Raw genomic sequence first — 21,038 nt, 5'->3', positions numbered from 1 at the left:
GTATTGTTCTGGACGGTGTGCCTTTGCACATTATTCAGCGCGGGAATAACCGTGCTGTTACCTTTTTTGCTGAAGATGATTATCTGTTCTACCTTGAACAGCTACGCGAACTCTGCGTTGAACATGGCATTCAGCTGCATGCCTATTGTCTGATGACAAACCACGTCCACCTGCTTGTTACACCGACTGTCGGAAGTGCCGTATCCTCCTTGATGAAGCATTTAGGCCAGCGTTACGTGCAGCGTATCAATCGGCTGTACCAGCGTACAGGCACGCTTTGGGAAGGTCGCTTTAAATCGTCCCTGATAGCAAGCGAACACTATATGCTGAGCTGCTACCGTTACATTGAACTCAATCCCGTCAGGGCTGGCATGGTGGCGCATCCTGCAGAGTACCGCTGGTCGAGTTATCGGTTTAATGCCCAGCAGGCGCTTGGACCATGGATTACACCGCATGAAAGCTATCTTGCTTTGGGGACCAGCGTGTCAGAGCGGCAGTTTGCCTATCGTGACTTGTTTCGCTTTGCGCTGGAGGATGGGCTGGTCGACCAAATGCGGAGAGCCATGAGCAGCGGGCATCCATTTGGCAATGAGCGCTTCCGCGCCGAGATAGAAAATGCCACTGGTGCACGGTTTGGCACCGGAAGGCCTGGGCGGCCACGATCCACAGGGGGGCATGAGAAATGATAAACGACGGCCCCCGTTTACTATTATCCTCCAGAGCCTGCCAAAACCTTTATCTGTGATGGTCAGAAACACTGCAACGTTGTTAACTTGCCAGTAGGTTGCTGTGCAACTATAGTTGGTCGCATGAGCAGGAGGCTCGATGAGTAAGAGTGAAAAATTGCTTTCGAAGCTGGAATCCGCAAACAATACGTTTGCATGGTCTGATCTTGTTACTTTGCTTGCCCATCTGGGCTATGAAATGCAGGAAATGGCAGGCTCACGAGTGCGGTTTTATAACGCAGATACCGGCCACATGATGCGTCTGCATAAGCCCCATCCGGAAAGCTATATTAAAGGGGGCGCATTGAAAGATGTGCGTACTGCACTAAAGCGGGAGGGTTATTTGTGACATATCTCAAGTATAAGGGGTACCTGGGCACAATTGAGCCAGATCTCGAAAGTGGCGCCTTGTATGGGAAATTGGCGTTCATCCGCGACTTGGTCACGTATGAGGCCATTGATCTGAAATCACTTGAGCATGAGTTCAGAGCTTCAGTTGATGGATATCTTGAAGATTGTAAAGAGCTTGGTAAAGCGCCCGATACTCCCTGTAAGGGATCGTTCAATGTGAGGGTCGGTCACGATCTTCATATGGCTGCCAGTGTGGTGGCCAGTCGAGAAAATATTTCACTCAACGACCTGGCGCGTCGTGCTTTGAGTGAATACATCATGAATCATGCAGAGTAAAGGGGATGGACCCCATTTCCGCTTTCTGTTGATCACTTGATGAACTTTAGATCGGCCTTGCGGCGTTTCTTGGCTTTATCATAAAAATTCTCGTGCGGGCCTATGTTTAAAAGATGCAGATTAAGCTGCTCCTTTTGCCAGTTGTAGCCCAGCAGAACCTGCTGCCCATTCAGGCTGAATTTGTGGACGCGGAGATAACTGAGATCTCCTTTTTTCTGCTCTCCAATTTCAGGGTCGTCAATGATGGCGTCTATCTCATCTTCAATGATGACGACATCTTCATCAGGGAGCTTATCGAGCGCCTTCTTAAAGACAGGGCTCTCATATACGTTAACGGGTTGCGCGTTTTGTTCTCCGGACATATTTGGTTACCTTACCGGCGGAAACAGCCTCACGGGCGATCAGCGCCTCGCGGATGAACTCATAGGGAAGATCTGGATTGTCTTCGACAATTTGCCCAATCTTCGCCCAGTGTTCGATCTGCTTCGGCACTGTACGGTGAGAGGCTGCTGAGTGAATTTTTACGTCCTCGACGAACGCATCGTCAAGTCGAACACTAGTAGCCATTTTTCTTTCCTCATTGCGTTGTAAGCGGACTTTTCTTTCAGTTATCAGTGTCTTTTCTTTGTCATCGGCCTTATGGTTGGTCTTATGTTGCGACAATTTGTCGCAAAGTGCAACGCTTGCTTGTGCCGAATATTGGTGGCTATGAGAGCAAAAATGGGACAGACCCCGTTTACTGCTTAACAACACAATAGCATTGCCTGATTTGGCTTCGAAAGGCTTCGCTGGTTGCTGCCCAGTCCAGTAGATCAACCCGCCACGGCAGGTCAGAGTCTGAAAACTCAGCGTTTATGACAGCGAGTTGCTGCAGGGGCAAAGGCTCCTCGCTGATAATCGCCAGGTCCAGATCAGAATAACGCTTGGCGTTATGGCGTGCGCGTGAGCCAAATGCCCATACTTCGTAGTCAGGCAGGTGTTTTTCCAGAATATCGGCCACTATCGCCCAATGACGCGGCTCGATTTCAATATCAGGCAGTGGGAGCGGCATTGCGGGCTTCCAGTTGTTGCAACAGAGCCTTTGCATCGTGGATGAATACTTTGGTTTGCTGCCAGACGATCTCGGCCTTTCCGTGATCGTAGGTGTGTGAAGTGATGTTGCGCATTTGACGATAACCGAGCCAGGCTTCTACATCACTCAGTAGCCCTCTTTCGCCGCCGTAGCGGAGCAGGTCACGAAAGCTGGAGTGATCGATCTCGTCAGGGCTGCTGCCTCCAGTTCCAACTGTCTACGCAGCATCTTGACGCAAATTTCATACACGAATTCAAAGTTTTGAATGACCCCTGCAATGAGTGTGTTCCGCACCTTATGGTTCTGCTGGTTAAACCATGAGATATCGCTGACTACCTCGATACCGTCTTCCAGTGACTGGATGGCATCGCGTAATGGGCTCAGGTCCAATGTGTATGCAAGGGGAGTGTCGGTCATTTGCAAGATCCTGTTGTGTCAGTAAGGCGAAGGAGGAAAAGGGACAGACCCCGTTTACCCGGACCCCGTTTACCTGCGCGTTCGTCCTGCCCGGCATTATAGCCTGTCTTGCTACCTCAACCGACAGGCTTGAAAAAGGGACAGACCCCGTTTACCTGGCGACTTGTTTTTAACTAAACTTTCTATAATATTTTAAGATGTTTAGTTAAAATCTGGGCTGTATGCCTTGAGCGTGAGAGCGGGGTTTGCCAATATGGGATATAGGCGGCTGGAGTCTGAACAGATTCGTGTTGCTGTTAATGCGCGTCAGTTGTTTGAGCAGCTGGAGCAGCACCGCCTGCAGGCAGATAGCGTTGCAGGCTCTATGCATTGGAAAACGATCAGTGGTCGTGAATACCTTTATCGTGCCTATTCCTATGGCAAGAACCGATCACTGGGTCCACGTTCCGCCGAAACTGAACGCGTCAAGGAGCAATTTGAGTGTCGACAGTCAAACTACAAGGCTCAAGAGGCAGCTTATCGTGATCAATTCAAAAGGCATGCGGCGTATATCAAGGCAAATCATCTTAATCGCTTCCCGCTTGCTGGTGCGCGTGTACTTCGTGCACTGCACAAACACAAGATACCCTATCGTTTGATCGGTACAAATGCCCTGTATGCGTTTGAAGCCAGAGCCGGGGTTATGATCCAGTCTGAGCACCTTGCAACCGAAGATATGGATGTATTGATGGATGCACGCCAAGGGATGCGAATCGTATCGGGCTTGCAGCCGCGTTCATTGCTGTCACTGCTTCAGAGAAGTGACAAAAGTTTTCGCAAAGTTTCGTCTTCGCCCTTTGAGTTTGCTGCTGCAAACGATAAGGGGTATCGGGTGGATTTTATTACACAGGGGGCTGGTTCGCCCATGCAGCGAAGCGCATTTGATGAACTATTGGAGAAGGAGGATCTGCACCCCGTCGCGATCGATGCCCTGAAGTGGCATGTGTCAGCGCCGCATTATGATGCGGTGGTATTCGATGAACAGGGAATGCCGCTGCGTGTTGCGACTGTTGATCCGCGTGCTTTTGTGCTCCATAAATGGTTTGTCAGCCAGCAGCCTGATCGCGAACCAATGAAACGAATCCGTGATGAAGATCAGGCTCGGCTGGTTGCAACGATGATACGCAATGAGCTGACTGATCTGCCTTTGACCCGCGCAATCAGCCGGATATTTCCGCATGCACTTCAAGTCCAGGCAGTAGATGCAATGGATGAGTTTTCGCTTTAGAACAATGGGAAAAATGGGGACAGACCCCGTTTATCCACCGTTTATCCAAAGTGGGGGCAGACCCCGTTTATCCGCGGTTGCCCTGCCCCTGATAAGTGGGGCAGGTTTAGTCGTGTCCTTTAGTTGCCGGTGATTTCATACCAGTCAATTTTGTCGCCGTTGAGGCCGCCGCTTATCCCGCTACCGGCCATATCCAAGGCTTCACTGCTGTAAAGTACCTCGGGGTTGCCAGTTCCGACAAAAGGCCTGTAGTCATCAGGGCAATCAGTTGCATCAACTATAACAGCACCAAAAATGTAGGGTGTGCCCTTAAAAGATAATGAGTTGCAGTCCTTGATGATGATGAGGCCGGCAAAGTAGCCGTTACCTTTGGCCTCCAGCACGTTTGAGGTGCCATTGGCGCCCTTGCCTTCGACGATAAGGATGCCGTGATGGTTGTCGCCAATAGGGATGTCGCCGTTAAATTCGTTAGTATTGACGACTGTCAACGAATCATTGAAGTTAGAGGTTGCGCCCTCAGCTTCAGCATAAATGTCCTTGAATAAAGTTGCATTAGGCCCCGCATATTCTGAGTCCAGAGGGGTATCCTTTGGCGATTTATCATAGTCAGCGGGCCCCCAGATAGAGCCGTTATCTGCTTTGGTTTTACCGGAATCATCTATGAACTGATAAAAATTTTCACGCTCTGCTTCGTTACGGTCAGCTCCTTCAAATGAAACCTTGTTACCGCCGCCGTTGTTACCGCCGCCATTGTTGCCCTGCACCTCGACTTTACTATCGTTGTCGTCAAAATTAGACAGGTAAACAGCTGGTACATTGTTTTCACTGTCGTGGTCGCCTTCTGTGCGGCAATTGTTGCCATTACAGTCAGGATTGCTGGGTAGAGGATGGTCAACACCACTTATTGGTGCCTTGTTGGCAGCACCCGCTCTGATAATGCAATCTCCTCCAAAACAGCTGATTGCGGCGGGGGCCGGTGGCAACCCTGCGCCTCCTCCTCCTTGAAGGTCAAAACCAATGGACCGCTCTGCTCGACCTGAACTGTCAGTCCCTTTGCTGACAAACCTGATCTTGTTTGCTGCACGTTGAGTGATGGTTACACCATCCTCATCAGTGATTGTTTCATAAACAGGTGCCACAGAGAGTGCTATTTTCTGGCCAGGGTTTAATCCTTGAGGTAGGTCAATGCTCCCGTCTTCTTGCCAGTCAGCAATGTCATCATAAGTCTTTACCTGAGCATAAATGTCTTTCCAGCGACTGTTGGCTTGTTCTTTATCAACTTCAGAGTCTGGATCATCCGGGTCAGACTTAGGCAGCAGGTAATTGATGGTACTCCGGTAACCGGCTTCGGCAGCGAAAAATGCTTCAGTGCTTGCCTTGCTGTTACCTGTAATTCTTTCGTCCTGAACAGCGGACTGCATAATGGTTGTTGCGCCCAGCATCAGCACAACGAGGAATATCATACCTATCAGCAGTACCGATCCTTGCTGCCGGTGGTAGGGTGGGGTGTGGGTGGGCATGATGCGCCTCCATCTTTCCGTGTCTTCTGGCCAGAGTGTCATATACTCTGAGTACAATCAGCTGCACTGACTGCCCTGCAGTTGAAACTTAATCTTGCCTGAACAATCCTGTGCGGGCAATGATCTTGAACAATAATTGTACAGTGCAAGATAAAGTGTCACTGTGACGTTCTTGCGTGATGGTAGCCATGGTGTACACTCAAAATGATAAATCAACAAAGGCTGATGCAAGGATGCCTATGATGAATGCTCGCACCCATTGTCAGGGCTTTTCTGTCGTTGAGTTGATGGTCACGATAGCGGTCCTGGCTATCATCGTTGGGATCGGGTTACCTTCTTTTCAGTCCATGATGGAACGGTCCCGTCTTGACTCGGCAGCTGATACGCTGGCCGACTCATTCCGCTATGCACGTAGTGAAGCAATTACGCGCAACACAACAGTAGATGTCGATGGCTCGTATGCCGGCGGTTGGGCTGTCAAGGTTGGTAACACTGATTTGCGTGTTTACAAAGCATTCCACACCCAGGTTGGCATTGATAATGACACGGCCGTCAGCTTCAACGGCAGGGGTATGGCAAACAGTGCTCAAGACTTTGAGCTTGACTACAACGATGGCATTAAAAGGTGTGTTGCACTCTTGCTCAGTGGTGCGGTCCGTCAAACGAATGGTGGGTGTGAGTAAATGGGTGTCAGGGCTAATAAACAGGAGGTGCTGAATCAGATGGAGCTGAAACATCCTAAAGCAGGGCACAACGGCGGCTTTACGCTATTGGAGTCCATGATTGCGCTTGTGATCTTCTCGTTTGCATTGCTGGCGCTGGCAGGCATGTATGCCAAAACACTCAGCCTGAGTCACAGCACCTACTTGCGTGCTTTGGCGTCCATTCAGGCAATGGATCTTGAAGAGCGAGTCAGGGCCAACCCCAAGGCTGATGACACCGACTATGTGTTTGACTGCTCAGGTTATACTGCAGGAAGCATTTTGGCACCTGATAGTTTCAGTGGCAGTGAGTCCGCCATTGCGTCATCTGATGAAGAGGACTGGTGCGGCAACACTCACTCTGTGTTTGGTGGATTACTCCAATCAGCTGAAGTCACCAGTGATGGTACTGACCTGACAATCAGCATTCAGTGGAATGAACGCAGTATCGATGAAAATAACGATATGTCAGTGGCACTTCAGGACAACTTTACGTATACGGTGAGAAAATGAACAGGGATAGACGTTCAATCGTCCGTTATATGACTGGGTCAGCATCACTTTACAAGCAGCAGGGGCTATCTCTTGTTGAATTGATGATTGGTCTTTTAATTGGACTGGTGTTGCTAGGAGGTGTGCTCCAGACCATGCTGGCAAGCCGAGAGGCTAGTAATGCCCGCCAAAACATGGTTGCGATAACTGATAATGCCCGCTTCTTGTTCGATTTTTTAGGGCGCGATCTGCGAATGGCTGGGAGGGGTTGTGACGATGCCCCCAGTGTCCTGAGTTGCAGCAGTAGTAATGTGAGTGATAACGGCATTCTTGAGCTGGATGGTAGCACGCTGAGGGCAGCCTATATGGTGCCTGATGGAGATAAAGTTGTTGTGGCGTTCGGCTTTGATGACGATGAGATCAGTTATACAAGGACTGTTGTTACCCCCTCTGGAAGTACAACGGAAGGCCCATCACCGCTCGTTGATCGAATAGGCAGCTTTGATATCGCTTTTGGCTATACATCGGATAAGGGCGATAGTATTAGCTACACCTCCTATGACACGATCCATACAGACGTAGAAGAAATTATTTCTCTTCGCATTAGGGTGGGTTTTGTTCCAACGGCAGATTTCAGCCCGCCCCCAATAGTATCCACCATAACCTTAAGAAACCGTGTGGCTAAACTGATAACGCCTTGATGATTCGGAAAATATAATGAAAAAGATATACAGCAAAGGTTTCACACTCATCGAAGTTATGATCGTCGTGGTTGTCATTGGTATTTTGGCTTCCATCGCGCTGCCGGCTTATCAAGACTATGTCCTCAGGGCCAAGCGTGCAGAGGCGCAGGCGGCTATGTCACTGGTGGCCCAGAGGTTGGAGCGATGCTTTACTTCTTACAATAAATACGATGATGATGACTGTGATCTCTCAAGTGTTACAAGTGATAGCCAGAACTGGACGATTAGTATTGCCGCTGGTGGAACGCAATACACGTTAACTGCTACTGCCGCCAATGGTCATTCGGATGGCGAATGTAGTGGAAATATGAAGTTGTTCAGTACAGGCAAAACTGAACCTGCTGCATGCTGGAATTAGCTTGCCCAGGAAGGCTATTAGATTCCAGCGAAGGAGCGTGTTACATGAATAGTCAAATGTGTGAAAATATAGAAGGCTACAGAAAACAGAGAGGTTCTGTCTTGGTTATAGGCATGATCTTTCTGGTTGTGCTCATGTTAGGCGCTGTAGTTATCATGCAGAGTTCTGTTCAGGATGAGCAGATCAGTGGTAATACACGGCGTTCATCTGATGCGTTTTTGGCTTCAGAAGCGGGCATGAAAGAGGCGGTTGATGTTTTCCTGTGGGAAAAGTACCAAGGAGAAGATTCAAACCCGCCTACATGGTTTTACTATAGCTGTGACAGCGATGAGCTGGTTGATCCTGATGGGAAAATCTACCCGGACCCAGAGGACTCTAATACTGAGCTTTTTTCAGGTGAGCACGGCAATGGCAGCACCTTTACCGTTAACTACGGAGGCACGTGTACTGTAGGTGGTGGTGGCATGAAAACAGTGAGTTTGGTCAGCACCGGCGAACAGGCTGCATCACTTCGGTATATCCATTTCAATGTCAGTCATGATGGTGAGGCGACTTGGCCGGCTGTTTTTGTCAACGATAATCCCGACGCAGAGCCTGTGATCTGCGACTTCGACTTCGGACCCTCAAATTCATATCTCTACGATGGTAAGGGGGGGCCAGCACTGTCCACAAACACCACTGAATGCGCTGAGCAAATTCGTAACTCAGATGCAGATGCTGATGGTAATGCCAGTGGACAGCTTGTAGGTGGAGTTGTTGCGAACAACCCAGCTCCAGACTTTACCGACCCTAATGGGCTGAGAGAGTTTTTTGTTCAGCTCGAAGCTGTAACAGATGGAAGCAGGAAGGTAATTGGAGACCCAGATAATAATGCTAAGAAAGACCGTGTCGTAACAAAAAACCATGCGGACTGGCCCGCCAACTTGGGCACTCCGGGCGACCCTTCCAGTATGGAAACAACCATTGTGTATGGCAATCTGGATATTACAGGTTCACTTGAAGGGGCAGGGGTTTTGGTTGTGACTGGCCGTGCAGACTTCGGTGGTACCCCGCATTGGGATGGCATTATTATCGTACTGGGGGGAGAAGTTAACATCGGTGGTGGTGGTACAGCTAATGGCCTGAGTGGCACTATGATCGTTTCGAATATTGATTTTGGTGATAGTGCGGACTCAGATGGTTACCTCGAACCCAATGAAAGCGATACAGCAAGCTGGAGCTACGATGCTGATGAGCCAAAGGTAAATTGGGATGTCAGTGGCGGTGGTAACGCACTGTATAACTATGGCTGCCAGAACTTGATAGATGCGGCTGACAGTCTCGCTGCTGCAGGGATAGATGAGGGTGTGAATTTTCCTGCTCCGGCAAGTTGCCCTGAGGGCGGGGCGGGCGATGAAGATGGTTCTTTCGGCACCTTATACGCTTTTGACTGGTTCGAAGAGGTCAATAACTGATTGCCAATGCACTGGCCCCAACTCCTCACCACCCAGCGCTACGGTCATGCTGAGCTGACGCCCGACGAGGTCGGGCGTTCGCATTTTCACAAGGACCATGACCGCATCATCTTCTCCAGCGCGTTTCGCCGGCTGGGGCGCAAGACGCAGGTACATCCCTTCGCCCTCAACGATCATATCCACACCCGCCTGACACACTCGATGGAGGTCGGTAGCCTTGGCCGCAGCCTCGGTATTCGCGTGGGTGAGCTGATTGCGGATGAGTTGCCGCCCTGGGTCACACCGCACGATCTGGGCATGATTGTGCAGTCGGCCTGTCTGGCGCACGATATCGGCAACCCACCATTCGGTCATGCCGGTGAGTACGCCATTCGTGACTGGTTCAGCCGCCATCAGCAGGATGAGCGGCTGCAGCCTTTGTCTGAGCTGGAGCGGATGGACCTGCAGGTGTTTGAGGGCAATGCGCAGGGCTTTCGGGTGGTGACCCGGATCGAGAACCACTTGTTTGACGGTGGCTTGCGCCTGACCTTCCCGACACTGGGCACACTGCTGAAATACCCCTGGGGTGTTGAACATGCAGGGCCACGTGGCAAGTTCAGCGCGTTCTGTTCAGAGCGCGACATTCTGAATGCACTGGGGCGTGATCTTGGACTGGTTTCTCAGGGTGAAGGATGCTGGTGCCGTCATCCACTGGCCTACCTGCTCGAAGCGGCTGACGACATCTGTTATGCCATTCTGGACCTTGAAGATGCCATCGAGCTGCACATTCTCAGCTTTGAGGATGTAAAACAGATTCTCCTGCAATTGTGCGGTGATCTTGAGTTTGACGATGCGATTTTTGCGTCTCAGGCTTCAGCACGACGCAAGATTTCGGCCCTGCGCGGTAAGGCGATGGAAAACATGGTCAACTCGGTGGTGCAGGTGTTTGCGCGCCAGTATGAGTCGATCATGGCCGGAACCTATACAGGTGAGTTGCTGCTGGACGGCGACCCGCTGGTGCGGGATGGAATCAGTACCGCCAAACGTATCGCGCGCGAACGGGTATTTCCCGATACCCGCAAGGCCGAGCTGGAAGTGGGGGCTTACACCACGTTGGGTATTCTGCTGGAGGCATTTATGGATGCGGTGTACGAACAGTACTGCAAAGGCCGTGAAGGGCTGGGCTATCGCAGCCAGAAGATCATCAGCCTGATGGGTATCCATGCCCCTGCACCGGACTGGCCCCTGTACGACAGCTATCGCCGTGCGCTGGATTTTATCTCCGGTATGACCGATAACTACGCCAGCTATCTGGCACGCCAGATTGGTGGTGTGGGGCTTTAGGTCCATAATGTAGCGCGGTTTTTTGATTCTTACTTGATATAACGCTCAGGATTGTGTGAAACAGTATGGCAAGTCTACGTGACCAGCTCGGTGGGCTGGTATATTCAACTGAAAGCGGTCGGCACTGCCCGGCCTGTGGCGAGCCGGAAGCGCAGTGCAAGTGCGATGATCTGAGTGAGGCCGAGCGGCTGGCGGCGCTGGATGGTGTGGTGCGCATTCGGCGCGAGACCAGTGGCCGCAAGGGCAAGGGTGTAACCACCATCACGGGTGTGCCGCTGGCGAGTGCTGAGCTGAAAACGCTGGCGAAAAAGCTGAAGCAGCGTTGCGGTACCGGCGGGGCGGTAAAAGAGGGGGTGATCGAGATTCAGGGCGATCATCGTGAAACGTTGAAAGCGGCGCTGGAGGCCGAGGGCTATAAGGTCAAACTCTCTGGCGGTTGAAGCAAGCGAGGTGCAGGGATGAAAGCGGTATGGGGATTTGTGGGCGTGCTGGCGCTGGTGCAGCCGGTCAGCGCCGAGATATACCACTATGTGGATGAGCGCGGCCGCAAGGTGTATGTAGACCGCCAGAGCCAGATTCCGCCGCAGTTCAGGCAGCAGGTTCAGACCCGTCAGGAAGAGTCGAAGACGCTGAGCAAGTCCGAGCAGGAGCGCCGGGCGCTGGTGCTTGAGCGTATCGAGACCCGCGGTGATGCCGAAGCCGAGATCGGTAAGATCGAAGCGGAGATGAAAAGCCTTGAGCAGACCGCCAATGTTGAGGGCAACAGCGCCAGAGTCCCGGTTGAAATGCGTTACCTTGGGCGTACGTTGACGCTCAACCTGATTGTCGATACCGGCGCAACCCGTACGATTTTGCACCGTAACGCTATTCGTGGTTTCAATGCGGTACCGCGCCCTGCCGGTTATGCCACGGTGGTCGGTGGCGCACGCATTCCGACCAGCGTGATGACCATCAATCGAATGGCGTTTGGCCCGATTGAGCGCAATGGGGCTGAAGTGCTGGTCATTGATCCGCAGTCAAATCTGCCCTACGACGGTCTGTTGGGGATGGATGTGCTGTCTACCGTCAAATATGAAATCGATCTGCAGCGCGGGCTGGTGATCTGGGAAGCGGATCGTTACCGCGAACTGGCGCGGGCCAGAGCTGAACTGCTGGCCCGGCTTGAAACCGAGTTGGCTCAGCCCTGAGCCAGGTGCCGCTCGGCCAGTCTCAGGTCGAGCGTTGCCTTGAGCAGCTGATACAGTTGGATTGAGGCATCGATTTCGGCCTTGCGGTTGGTCAGGCTTTCAATGTTCAACCCCAGCGGCAGGCCCAATGGCAGACAGGCATCCAGAATCTGTTCCAGGTTGCTCTGGCAGATGCGAATCGATTCCGCCAGCGGCTTTTCGGCATCCAGAATGCGGTAGCGGGTGGCCTCGGGAACCGAGATGCCCAGCCACTGCATAAACTCCAGCGTCTTGGCACTGCCGCAGGGTGTGAATGTCAGAATGATGCGCTGCGGTGTCAGTCCCTGCTCCTTGCAGCTGCGGGCATAGGATGTCAGCAGGTCGATGGTGGCCTGTGCGTTATACACCGCCTGCGATACGAAAAATTCACAGCCGTTGGCCATTTTGCCCAGCAGGCGCTCATGTTCGTTGCCCTTGACCGCGTGGCGCTCAGCAATGGTCACGCCGCCCAGATGAAACGGGTGCGGGTGTTCTTGCAGGGCGGTATAGGCCTCGTTCAGTGACAGTTTGATGTCGCCTTCGGATGAGGGGCTGCCCACCAGTACCAGGTTGCGCACACCGTATTCGTTCCAGCTCTGCTCCAGCCAGTGTTCAAAATCGGCCCGGTCACGCTGGGCAACGCTTTTGTAGGTGATGATCGGCTTGCCGCTCTGCTGGCTGAGCAGGCGTGAGTAATCACGCGGGTCGCGGGTTTCCATGTAGGGAAAGGGGCGCGGCGTGTCGATACGGCTGCTTTCATCCTGAATGTCATAGACGATCAGGCCGTCATACTCCAGTGTGTCCAGTCGGGCCAGCAGGCGCTCGGCGATCTCCTGCATCTGCATATCCTCGGTGCTGGCCTTGGGTGGGGTGGTGCCCACAAAACAGACGCTGCGGTGAGGGTCGGCAAATTTTTGTTGCAGGGTATCGCTCATGGTGGCTTTCCATTATCCGGTTGGTCTTGATTGCTTTGTGAATTATATTCATTTAATTGGAAAGGGTGATGAAATCTTCTGCAGACATTGTGAGGCATCTTCATGAGTACAACGTTTGACCCCGCACAGTTAGGCCAGCAGCTGAAAGATGAAACCGGTATTCCGCCACTGGAGAAATGGAACCCGGAGTTTTGCGGCGATATTGATATGCGGATTGCGGCAGATGGACGCTGGTTCTATGAAGGTTCGCCCATTGGGCGCGAAGCGATGGTGAAGATGTTTGCGCGGGTACTCTGGCGTGAAGGGGACAAGTATTTCTTGAAGACACCGGTCGAGAAGGTCGGCATTCAGGTGGATGACGTGCCTTTTTTTGTAACTCAGGTGGAGCGAAGGAAGGGTGAAAAGGGGATTGAGTTGATTTTTACAACGTCCACTGGCGACCGTGTGCTGGCTGATGCGGAGCATCCGATTCGGGTCGAGACTGACCCGAAAACCGGCGAACCTTCACCCTATTTGATGATTCGTTTCGGTATGGAGGGCAAGCTGGCGCGTAATCTGTTTTACCAGTTGGTGGAGCTGGGGCGAGTGGTGCATGACAAGAAAGGCTCTGAGCTGATTGTAGACAGCACAGGTGAAGCCTTCAGCTTGGGAAAACTAAGGCTATAGCAACAACAGCGTCCCCAGCCCCAGAAAGGCCACAAAGCCCACTACATCGGTGACGGTGGTCAGGATGACCGAGCCTGACAGGGCCGGGTCGATCTTGAAACGTTCGAGTACCACTGGGATCAGAACGCCCGACAGCGCGGCCGCGGCGATGTTGATCACAATCGCCAGTGCAATCACGATGCCAATGGCCGCGCTGCTGAACCACAGCGACGCGACCACGCCGATGACCAGTGCCCAGAGTACCCCGTTCAGGCCGCCGACACTGAGCTCCTTTTTCAGCAGCGGCATCATGTTGGCGGTGGTGATCTGCCCCAGTGCCAGGCCGCGAATGATCAATGTCAGCGTCTGACTGCCGGCGATCCCGCCCATTGATGCCACAACAGGCATCAGTACGGCCAGTGCCACGATCTGCTCCAGCGTGCCTTCAAACAGGCCAATCGTCCATGAGGCCAGAAAGGCGGTGAGCAGGTTGATCCCCAGCCAGGTTGCGCGGCGGCGCGAGCTGCGCATCACCGGCGCAAACAGGTCTTCCTCCTCGTTAAGACCGGCTGTGGCCATCAATTGGGCTTCGTAGGTTTCGTGCAGAATTTCCGTACTCAGGCGCTGCGTCATGCGCCCGAGCAGAAGGCCGTTATCGCCCACCACAGGCAGTGCTGCAACGGCTGCCAGTTCAAAACGATCGGCAGCTTCCTTGAGCTCGGTTTCGGCCTGAAGCGGTTCAAGTTCAGGAGCGCAAAGCTCCGTCAGCGGCAGATGCGAAGCCGCGCTGAACAGGGTGGTGACTGAAACGGCACCGGTATAGCGCCCGGTGCGATCCACCAGCCAGAGGTGTTCGGTATATTCCGGTACGGCCCGTCGCAGCAGGCGCTGGGCATCCCGCACACGGCTGTTATGCGGCAACACCAGCAATTCATGATCCACATAACGGCCAATGGCGTTGTCGTCGTAACGGGCGCTCTGTTCATAGTGGGTGCGCTGCTTGTCATCCATGCGCGCCAGCGCGATATCCACAACCTCTTCAGGCAGTGACTCGGCCAGCTCGATAAGCGTTTCGGCATCCAGGTCCGAAATCAGTTGGTCCAGTGTTGCGCTGTCAAAATGGCGCAGCAGACTCTCGCGCGCCTCGCCACGCATGGCGACCAGCACATCGGCATGCAGCCCTGCCGGTACGTGCTCCCAGGCATGTTGACGGGCATCCAGCGGCAGTGATTCCAGCAGCAGCGCAATCTGATCCGGCTCAAGCGCTTCGAACGACTCGGGCAGGGGCTGCCCGCCGGGATTGTCGTCGTGGCGGATCATCTGATCGATATGCTGGCTGATGTCGTCACTCATGGGCTGGGCCTTCTTTCTTTAACGCATGGATGTCAGGCGGATCTTAACCCGGTTGGGTGACATTTGGGTAATAAGTGGAGGTTAGCTCGGTGAGGTGAGCGTGTTTTGATCTGTCGCAGAAAAATAACAAACAGATGTCAGGTTTGGTCAGCTATCGGGTTAGTTTATCTGATATAAACCGGTATCAAACACACGTTTCCTATTCAGATCGGCGTAAAGGACAGACGGATAATGTTTAAAAAGACTCTGCTTGCCACTTCTCTTGCTGTTGTGATTTCCGGATGTTCGGTCACGCCCAGCAGTATTTCACCTGACCAGCTTGCCGCGACTGCCCAGACTGATATTGAACTGCTGTCACAGGATCAAGCTGTTGATGGAGCCATTACGCTGGATGAAGCGATTGCTCGTGCTGTACTGAATAACCGCGACAAGAAGCTGAAAGCACTTGAAGCTGCGTTGGCGCAGGGGCAAATTGAACTTGTACAGCATGAAATGCTCCCCAGTCTGACCGCTTCGGCAGGCTACTCGAAGCGCAGTGAGTATGCAGCATCAGCCAGCGTTAATTTTACCGATGGCGAGCCTGATGCACTAAGCCCGAACCCTTCCTATTCCGTTTCTCAGGACAAAGAGCGTGATACCCAGGACGTGGCATTCGCCTGGAATGTTCTCGATTTTGGTCTCTCGTATGTGCGTGCAAAGCAGCATGCTGACCGCTACCTGATCAGCAAGGAACGTGAACGCAAGGTTGTACACAACATCACTCAGGACGTACGTGCAGCCTATTGGCGTGCCGTTTCAGCCGAGCGTCTGTTGACCAAGATTAACCCGCTGATTGAGCAGGCGAGTGATGCCTTGAAGGACTCTCGGCAGGTTGAGACGCAGCGTCTGCGCTCGCCGCTGGAAGCGCTCTACTATCAGCGTGAGCTGCTGGATATTCTGCGATCGCTGCAGTCATTGCGTCAGGACTTGATGGGTGCGAAAACAGAACTGGCCAGCCTGATGGGTCTCAAGCCTGGCTCGCAATTCGTGCTGAGTGATGTGGATAACCCGAGTTTCATCGTGCCTCAGCTGGCTGTTGAACTTGAACATATGGAAGAGCTTGCACTTGCGCAGCGTCCTGAACTGGTTGAAACCCACTATCAGAAGCGTATCTCTGCCGCAGAAACCCGTGCTGCCATGCTGAGTTTCTTGCCGAGCTTCAACCTGACAGCCGGTATCTATCAAGACAGTAACGAGTACCTGCTGAATCAGGACTGGACCAGCATGGGTGCTCAGATAAGCTGGAACCTGTTCGATGTGTTCAAGGTGGGGGCCGAACGCCGCATGGCGAAAACCCGAGAAGCCTTGGTTGAAGAGCAGCGCCTGGCGGCCTCAATGGCGGTTTTGACGCAGGTACACTTGTCGCGCATTCGTTATGAACAGGCACGTAAAACCTTCGACCTTGCCGGCGAGTATCTGGGAGTGGCCGAGCGAATCGGTGAGCAAACACTTAATGCTGCCCAGGCCAAACGTGCGTCCAAACTTGACTTGATCCGTGAGTCTTTGAATACCGTTCTGGCTGAGCTGCGCCGCGATGTGGCCTATGCCGATCTGCAGAACAGCTATGGCCGCGTGTATGTAACCATGGGTATGGACCTGCTGCCGGAAGACTACAGTGAAGTGGCCCTGGATGATCTGAGTAAACAGATCGGCCAGCGTTTCAATCAGTGGCAGAGTGGTCAGATGGAACAGGTCACTCAGGAGCAGTCCGCAGCTGAAGCCGCAGATGAGAGCAAGGCAGGCTGATGCGAGCGCTGATGGTATCGATCTTGGTAGCACTGTTTTTGCTGCCATCGGTCGCGCTGGCTGAGTACGAGGCAAGGGCCGTTATCAAGGCGCTTGATCGCGCAGTTCTGTCTGGTGAGTTGGCGGCGAAGGTAAAGAGTTTGCCGGTGCGCCCTGGTGAGGCTTTTTCCAAAGGCGATTCTCTGGTCGAGCTGGATTGTGCCCTGTATCAGGCTCAGGCTGACAAAGTCTCGGCGGAAGTGCGGGCGGCACGCATTAAGCGTGATAATGCGCGCGAGCTCAAGGCGTTGAACTCCATTGGCGAGCTTGATGTGGCGCTGGCTCAATCGGAGTACGCCCAGTCTCTGTCTGAGCTGCAAATTGCTCGGCTCAATACTGAACGCTGTACCATCAAGGCTCCATGGGATGGCAAGGTTGTCAGTCTGCATGTGAACGCACACGAAAATATTCGGCAGCAACAGGAGCTGATCGAGATTGTGGGCTTCAGTGCGCTTGAGGCTGAAATCGTAGTACCGGCTGCATGGCTGAACTGGCTTGAGCCTGGTCAGTCGATCAGGCTGCTGGTTGATGATCGAACCGAGCCCGCCGAGGCTGTCGTCAGTGCAATCATTCCGGCAATTGATGCGGTCAGCCAAACTGTCCTGCTTCGCGCCACTATTACTCAAGAATCTGAACTGATACCCGGCATGAGCGCCACCGCTGTAATCAGCGCGCCCAGTGCCCAGTAAAACAGCACCGCTAACAGGCAAGATGCCCGGTGCGCTAAAGGGATAGAGACTATGAAAAACCAGACTACCGCTACCCCGATCCGTTTTCGTCGCAAGCCGCTGATTACTGCTCTTGAGCCGCGCATCCTGCTTGATGGTGCCGCTGTTGCCACCACGGCTGAAATGACAACCGATGTGGCCTTTCAGGATGAGTCGGTTCATACCGACTCGGCTGATCAAAGTGTTCATTTTGCAGCGCCCGCACCTAATGGGAGTGAGCCGGGTACACGCCGTGAGGTGGCATTTGTTGATACCGCCGTCGAGGATTACCAGAGCCTGGTTGATGGCTTGGGTGACAATGTCGAAGTGATCCTGATCGACGGTAGTGGCAATGGTCTAGAGCAGATGGTCGCGGCCCTGCAGGGCCAAGAGGGCATTGATGCGATCCACCTGTTCTCACACGGTGATGTGGGTGAACTGAAGCTGGGTACTCTGACCCTCAATACTGAAAACCTTGATGCGAATGCGGAACTGCTGTCCACCTTGGGCGAGTCACTGACTGAGGCCGGCGACCTGATGCTATACGGTTGCTACGTGGGTGCCGACAGTGAAGGGCGTGATTTCATTGACTCGGTCGCCTCGCTGACACAGGCGGATGTGGCCGCGTCTGAGGATTTGACCGGTGCCGAAAGTCTGGGCGGGGATTGGGAGCTTGAGGCTACAAGCGGTAGTGTTGAGGCACTCGCCTTGGTTGTGGACGAATTTGATGGCCTTTTGGCACCCAGTATCTCCGGCCTTGCCAGCGTTGATTACACAGAGGGTGGCAGTGCTGTTACTGTTGCTAGTGGCATTACGTTTACAGGCGGTGCCAATTATGGCGATGGGTACGTTCAGTTTGATGTTACCGCTGGCGAGAGCTTGGGAGATCAGCTCGCACTGGCTTCTGGTGGCAATATATCCATTTCTGGATCAAACGTTTACCACCAGGCAACCTTGATTGGCACGATCGATAGTACACTGAATGGCACTAACGGTAATGCTCTGCGAATCAATTTGATAAACCAGACAATACCCGGGACATCCCCGGTTTTGAATGGTGATTTCAGTGCGGGGATGAACAACTGGACGGCCTACACTTCACATGTTGATCTTGGCGTCACCTCTATTGCGGGCTGGCTGACGCCGTCGGATTCATTGATCAACTATGACTCACGAACCCCGGGCCTGGATGATAATGATCTAACTTCAGGTTATGACAACCCGATTGTGCAAGTGGACGCCGGGCGGCTTCGCTTGGAGGAGTCAAGCCTGTCTAGTACCTCTTATGGTGTTGTGCATGGTCCTGCCGCTTTCAGTGATCAGTTTGTTGCTACGGCAGGTATGGTTCTGAAGTTTGACTGGCAAGCTAATAATATTAGCGATGATTACCATGTTGTTGGCTACCTGCTGAATGCTGACACTGGTGCTATTTCAATTGCATTGCAGTCCTATGGGACGACCGGCTCTGGCGTTGGCAGTGTTACTGTGCCAACCGATGGCAATTACCGTTTTGTATTTATATCGGGCACATTTGACAAAACTGGTGGTAGAGCGCTTGGTGCATCGATGTATATCGATAATATCCGGGTTGAAGATCCATACGTGACGGATATCGTGGTTACCGATCTGGCTCAGCAGGTGACGTATGTTAACAGCTCCGATGATTCGACCACCTCTAAAACGATCACTGTGTCGGCACTTAACAGCCTGTCCCAAACTGCTTCGTCCAGTCTCACTGTCAATGTTGAAATGCTGAATAATGCGCCGAGCTTTTCGGGTCACGCCTCGCTGGGTGCCGTAAATGAGGACGCAACGTCACCAAGTGGATCAACTGTAGGTAGTTTGTTCAATGGCCTGTTTGTTGATCCGGATACGGCTTATACGCCTGCGGATACGCTTGCCGGAATCATCATTACCGCTGACGCAAGTGATCCGTCTGAAGGCGAATGGCAGTACTCCACAGATGGCACCAACTGGCACTCAATCGGCGCTGTATCAACGGATGCAGGGCTGCTTCTGTCCAGCAGTTCAAGCCTGAGGTTCGTACCGGCGGCTGATTATAACGGCACTCCCGGTAGCTTGAGCGCCCATGCAGTCGATAGTTCTGATAACAGCATCAGCTTCACCTCCGGCGCAACTCGCCAGGCATTCGATACCATCGCGCCCAGTGCAACAGGGGGTACTGCCGCTGTTTCCTCCAGCGCAGTTAGCCTGAACACCTCTGTTACACCGGTCAATGACCTGCCAACCCTGAACGCTTCAGGCACCATCAGCAATGCAACTGAGGATACCGCTGAAATCATTACCCATGCGGACCTGTTGGCACTGTCCAATGCATCTGATGTTGATAATGATGCGATCAGCTTCCGGGTTGAAAGCATTTCCAGCGGCACCTTGGAAAAGCTGGTGGCTGGAAATTATGTTGCTGTCACGGCAGGCGTCACTACCCTGTCATTGGATGAAACCCTGCGCTGGACGCCAGCTACCAATGCCAATGGACAGTTGGGCGCGTTCACGGTCAAGGCCGTTGACAGCCAGGGTGGCGTCTCGACCACCAGCATGCAAGTCAATATGGATGTTGCTGCCGTCAATGACCCGGTGAGCATTACCGGGCAGTCGTCGGTGACCCTAGACGAAGACTCTTCGGTGTTGATCAATGGCTTTACGGTGAGTGATGTTGAAGGTGACAACATCACGATTCGCGTCAATGCCAATCACGGTAATCTCACGCTCGATAGTGCCGGTTCCGTTACGGTGACACAGTCGGGTGGACACACTTTGGAATTCTCGGGCGCACTGGCAGACGTACAGGCTGCCCTGAATACACTGAGGTATGCAGGTGATGCGGATTACTTTGGCAGTGATGAACTGACTATTGAAGCCAGCGATGACAGCGGCAACAGTTGGCAGCCGTATCGAGTGGATGAGCAGGGACTGTTCTATAACCCGGCAAATGGTCACTACTACGAGTATGTCAGTGCCCCCGGAATCACTTGGGATGCCGCCAAGACTGCAGCCGAGTCGCGTACCCTGTTCGGTCTGAATGGCTACCTCGCCACCGTTACCTCGGCAGAAGAGAACGCCTTTATTTCACCCAAACTCGGTGGTGACGGCTGGATGGGAGCGAGCGATGCGGCCAGTGAAGGTGTCTGGCGGTGGGTGACTGGGCCTGAAGCCGGTACGTTGCTCAGTGCAAGCTATGATAACTGGCGCCCTGGTGAGCCGAATGATTCCGGTGGCGAAGACGTAGCACACTTTTATGATGGTGTCGGTGACTGGAATGATTACGCCAACAATAACCCGAGCATTGATGGCTACATTGTTGAATACGGCGGCGCTGGGTTCGGCACCCTTGAGGCTGCCACGCTTGATATTACCATCAATGGCGTGAACGACACGCCGGCGGTTACAACCGTTGATACGGACGCGGCAATTACCACCGGCTCGCTGAGTGACAGCGGCTCAATCACGTTTACTGATGCGGACCCATCTGACCGTCCAACGGCCGCGGAAGTGACCAAGACCGTGACAGCGAAGCTTGCGGATGGCACGACCGATCTGACATTGACTGATGACCAGCGTACCGCCCTCGAAAACGCGTTCAGCATTT

24 protein-coding genes are annotated in these 21,038 nt (G+C 53.1%); 16 read left to right on the top strand and 8 right to left on the bottom strand.

Features of this window, described 5'->3' with window-relative positions:
* The 3 genes from ABIE60_RS16505 to ABIE60_RS16495 form a co-directional block, all read left to right on the top strand.
* The coding region (locus tag ABIE60_RS16505) for a transposase (RefSeq protein WP_354470590.1) at positions 1–686 on the top strand (686 nt) is incomplete at its 5' end.
* A 139-nt stretch (positions 687–825) separates the two neighbouring features.
* Complete coding sequence (locus tag ABIE60_RS16500; protein ID WP_354470589.1) at positions 826–1,074, top strand: type II toxin-antitoxin system HicA family toxin; 249 nt, start codon at positions 826–828, stop codon at positions 1,072–1,074.
* Positions 1,071–1,412 carry a type II toxin-antitoxin system HicB family antitoxin gene (locus tag ABIE60_RS16495; protein WP_354470588.1) on the top strand — a complete coding sequence of 114 codons (342 nt, stop codon included), beginning with the start codon at positions 1,071–1,073 and terminating at the stop codon, positions 1,410–1,412. The genes ABIE60_RS16500 and ABIE60_RS16495 overlap by 4 nt, the downstream gene beginning before the upstream one ends.
* A 32-nt stretch (positions 1,413–1,444) precedes the next feature.
* Here the strand turns inward: ABIE60_RS16495 and ABIE60_RS16490 are convergent, their stop codons facing one another.
* The 5 genes from ABIE60_RS16490 to ABIE60_RS16470 all read right to left on the bottom strand — a co-directional run bounded on the left by ABIE60_RS16490 (position 1,445) and on the right by ABIE60_RS16470 (position 2,901).
* Complete coding sequence (locus ABIE60_RS16490) at positions 1,445–1,774, bottom strand: type II toxin-antitoxin system RelE/ParE family toxin (protein ID WP_354470587.1); 330 nt, start codon at positions 1,772–1,774, stop codon at positions 1,445–1,447.
* Positions 1,743–1,979: a ParD-like family protein gene (locus ABIE60_RS16485; protein WP_354470586.1), complete on the bottom strand. Its 237-nt coding sequence runs from the start codon at positions 1,977–1,979 to the stop codon at positions 1,743–1,745. The genes ABIE60_RS16490 and ABIE60_RS16485 overlap by 32 nt, the downstream gene beginning before the upstream one ends.
* 169 nt (positions 1,980–2,148) lie before the next feature.
* Positions 2,149–2,463 (bottom strand): nucleotidyltransferase family protein, encoded by a 315-nt coding sequence (locus ABIE60_RS16480; RefSeq protein WP_354470585.1) that lies wholly within the window; start codon positions 2,461–2,463, stop codon positions 2,149–2,151.
* Positions 2,444–2,614 carry a nucleotidyltransferase substrate binding protein gene (locus ABIE60_RS16475; protein WP_354470591.1) on the bottom strand — a complete coding sequence of 57 codons (171 nt, stop codon included), beginning with the start codon at positions 2,612–2,614 and terminating at the stop codon, positions 2,444–2,446. Before ABIE60_RS16475 ends, ABIE60_RS16480 begins: the two co-directional genes overlap by 20 nt.
* Positions 2,611–2,901, bottom strand: a complete 291-nt coding sequence (locus tag ABIE60_RS16470) for a nucleotidyltransferase substrate binding protein (RefSeq protein ID WP_354470584.1) — start codon at positions 2,899–2,901, stop codon at positions 2,611–2,613. Before ABIE60_RS16470 ends, ABIE60_RS16475 begins: the two co-directional genes overlap by 4 nt.
* A gap of 310 nt (positions 2,902–3,211) precedes the next feature.
* On the opposite strand from ABIE60_RS16470, the gene ABIE60_RS16465 reads away from it, so the two are divergent.
* On the top strand, positions 3,212–4,168 hold the full coding sequence (locus tag ABIE60_RS16465; protein WP_354470583.1) for a GSU2403 family nucleotidyltransferase fold protein: 957 nt from the start codon (positions 3,212–3,214) through the stop codon (positions 4,166–4,168).
* Between the two features lie 119 nt (positions 4,169–4,287).
* Here ABIE60_RS16465 and ABIE60_RS16460 read toward each other — a convergent pair whose 3' ends face one another.
* Entirely contained in the window at positions 4,288–5,688 is a 1,401-nt protein-coding gene (locus ABIE60_RS16460; protein WP_354470582.1) for a pilus assembly PilX family protein, read from the bottom strand.
* Between the two features lie 242 nt (positions 5,689–5,930).
* Here ABIE60_RS16460 and ABIE60_RS16455 point away from each other — a divergent pair, with 242 nt between their 5' ends.
* The 8 genes from ABIE60_RS16455 (at position 5,931) to ABIE60_RS16420 (ending at position 11,946) form a co-directional block, all read left to right on the top strand.
* Positions 5,931–6,371: a GspH/FimT family pseudopilin gene (locus ABIE60_RS16455; protein WP_354470581.1), complete on the top strand. Its 441-nt coding sequence runs from the start codon at positions 5,931–5,933 to the stop codon at positions 6,369–6,371.
* 39 nt (positions 6,372–6,410) lie between these two features.
* The gene (locus ABIE60_RS16450) at positions 6,411–6,902 is read left to right on the top strand and encodes a type IV pilus modification PilV family protein (RefSeq protein WP_354470580.1); all 492 of its coding nucleotides are present in this window, start codon (positions 6,411–6,413) and stop codon (positions 6,900–6,902) included.
* Entirely contained in the window at positions 6,899–7,582 is a 684-nt protein-coding gene (locus ABIE60_RS16445) for a PilW family protein (RefSeq protein WP_354470579.1), read from the top strand. The genes ABIE60_RS16450 and ABIE60_RS16445 overlap by 4 nt, the downstream gene beginning before the upstream one ends.
* A gap of 16 nt (positions 7,583–7,598) precedes the next feature.
* Positions 7,599–7,982, top strand: coding sequence for a type IV pilin protein (locus tag ABIE60_RS16440; RefSeq protein WP_354470578.1), 384 nt, complete (start codon positions 7,599–7,601; stop codon positions 7,980–7,982).
* A 44-nt stretch (positions 7,983–8,026) separates the two neighbouring features.
* The gene (locus ABIE60_RS16435; RefSeq protein ID WP_354470577.1) at positions 8,027–9,436 is read left to right on the top strand and encodes a pilus assembly PilX family protein; all 1,410 of its coding nucleotides are present in this window, start codon (positions 8,027–8,029) and stop codon (positions 9,434–9,436) included.
* A gap of 6 nt (positions 9,437–9,442) precedes the next feature.
* Positions 9,443–10,759 (top strand): deoxyguanosinetriphosphate triphosphohydrolase, encoded by a 1,317-nt coding sequence (locus tag ABIE60_RS16430; protein ID WP_354470576.1) that lies wholly within the window; start codon positions 9,443–9,445, stop codon positions 10,757–10,759.
* A 65-nt stretch (positions 10,760–10,824) separates the two neighbouring features.
* Positions 10,825–11,199 (top strand): translation initiation factor Sui1, encoded by a 375-nt coding sequence (locus tag ABIE60_RS16425; protein WP_354470575.1) that lies wholly within the window; start codon positions 10,825–10,827, stop codon positions 11,197–11,199.
* 18 nt (positions 11,200–11,217) lie between these two features.
* On the top strand, positions 11,218–11,946 hold the full coding sequence (locus tag ABIE60_RS16420; protein ID WP_354470574.1) for an aspartyl protease family protein: 729 nt from the start codon (positions 11,218–11,220) through the stop codon (positions 11,944–11,946).
* On the opposite strand, the gene ABIE60_RS16415 is transcribed toward ABIE60_RS16420, so the two are convergent.
* Positions 11,937–12,899, bottom strand: a complete 963-nt coding sequence (locus ABIE60_RS16415; protein WP_354470573.1) for a methylenetetrahydrofolate reductase — start codon at positions 12,897–12,899, stop codon at positions 11,937–11,939. The genes ABIE60_RS16420 and ABIE60_RS16415 overlap by 10 nt on opposite strands.
* 102 nt (positions 12,900–13,001) lie before the next feature.
* Between ABIE60_RS16415 and ABIE60_RS16410 the strand changes: the two genes are divergently transcribed.
* Positions 13,002–13,565 carry a DUF1285 domain-containing protein gene (locus ABIE60_RS16410; protein ID WP_354470572.1) on the top strand — a complete coding sequence of 188 codons (564 nt, stop codon included), beginning with the start codon at positions 13,002–13,004 and terminating at the stop codon, positions 13,563–13,565.
* On the opposite strand, the gene ABIE60_RS16405 is transcribed toward ABIE60_RS16410, so the two are convergent.
* Complete coding sequence (locus ABIE60_RS16405; RefSeq protein WP_354470571.1) at positions 13,560–14,897, bottom strand: magnesium transporter; 1,338 nt, start codon at positions 14,895–14,897, stop codon at positions 13,560–13,562. The two genes, ABIE60_RS16410 and ABIE60_RS16405, sit on opposite strands and share 6 nt — an antisense overlap.
* 231 nt (positions 14,898–15,128) lie before the next feature.
* Between ABIE60_RS16405 and ABIE60_RS16400 the strand changes: the two genes are divergently transcribed.
* The 3 genes from ABIE60_RS16400 to ABIE60_RS16390 form a co-directional block, all read left to right on the top strand.
* Complete coding sequence (locus ABIE60_RS16400; RefSeq protein ID WP_354470570.1) at positions 15,129–16,682, top strand: TolC family protein; 1,554 nt, start codon at positions 15,129–15,131, stop codon at positions 16,680–16,682.
* Positions 16,682–17,410, top strand: a complete 729-nt coding sequence (locus tag ABIE60_RS16395; protein ID WP_354470569.1) for an efflux RND transporter periplasmic adaptor subunit — start codon at positions 16,682–16,684, stop codon at positions 17,408–17,410. The genes ABIE60_RS16400 and ABIE60_RS16395 overlap by 1 nt, the downstream gene beginning before the upstream one ends.
* Before the next feature lie 51 nt (positions 17,411–17,461).
* Positions 17,462–21,038: DUF4347 domain-containing protein (locus tag ABIE60_RS16390; protein WP_354470568.1), on the top strand; the 3,577-nt coding region annotated here is incomplete at its 3' end.

Source organism: Marinobacterium sp. MBR-109 (genome assembly GCF_040547565.1).
Taxonomy (GTDB): Bacteria; Pseudomonadota; Gammaproteobacteria; order Pseudomonadales; family Balneatricaceae; genus Marinobacterium.
Note: the sequence above shows the minus strand (reverse complement) of the source record. Positions and strands in the feature narration are given on the sequence as shown.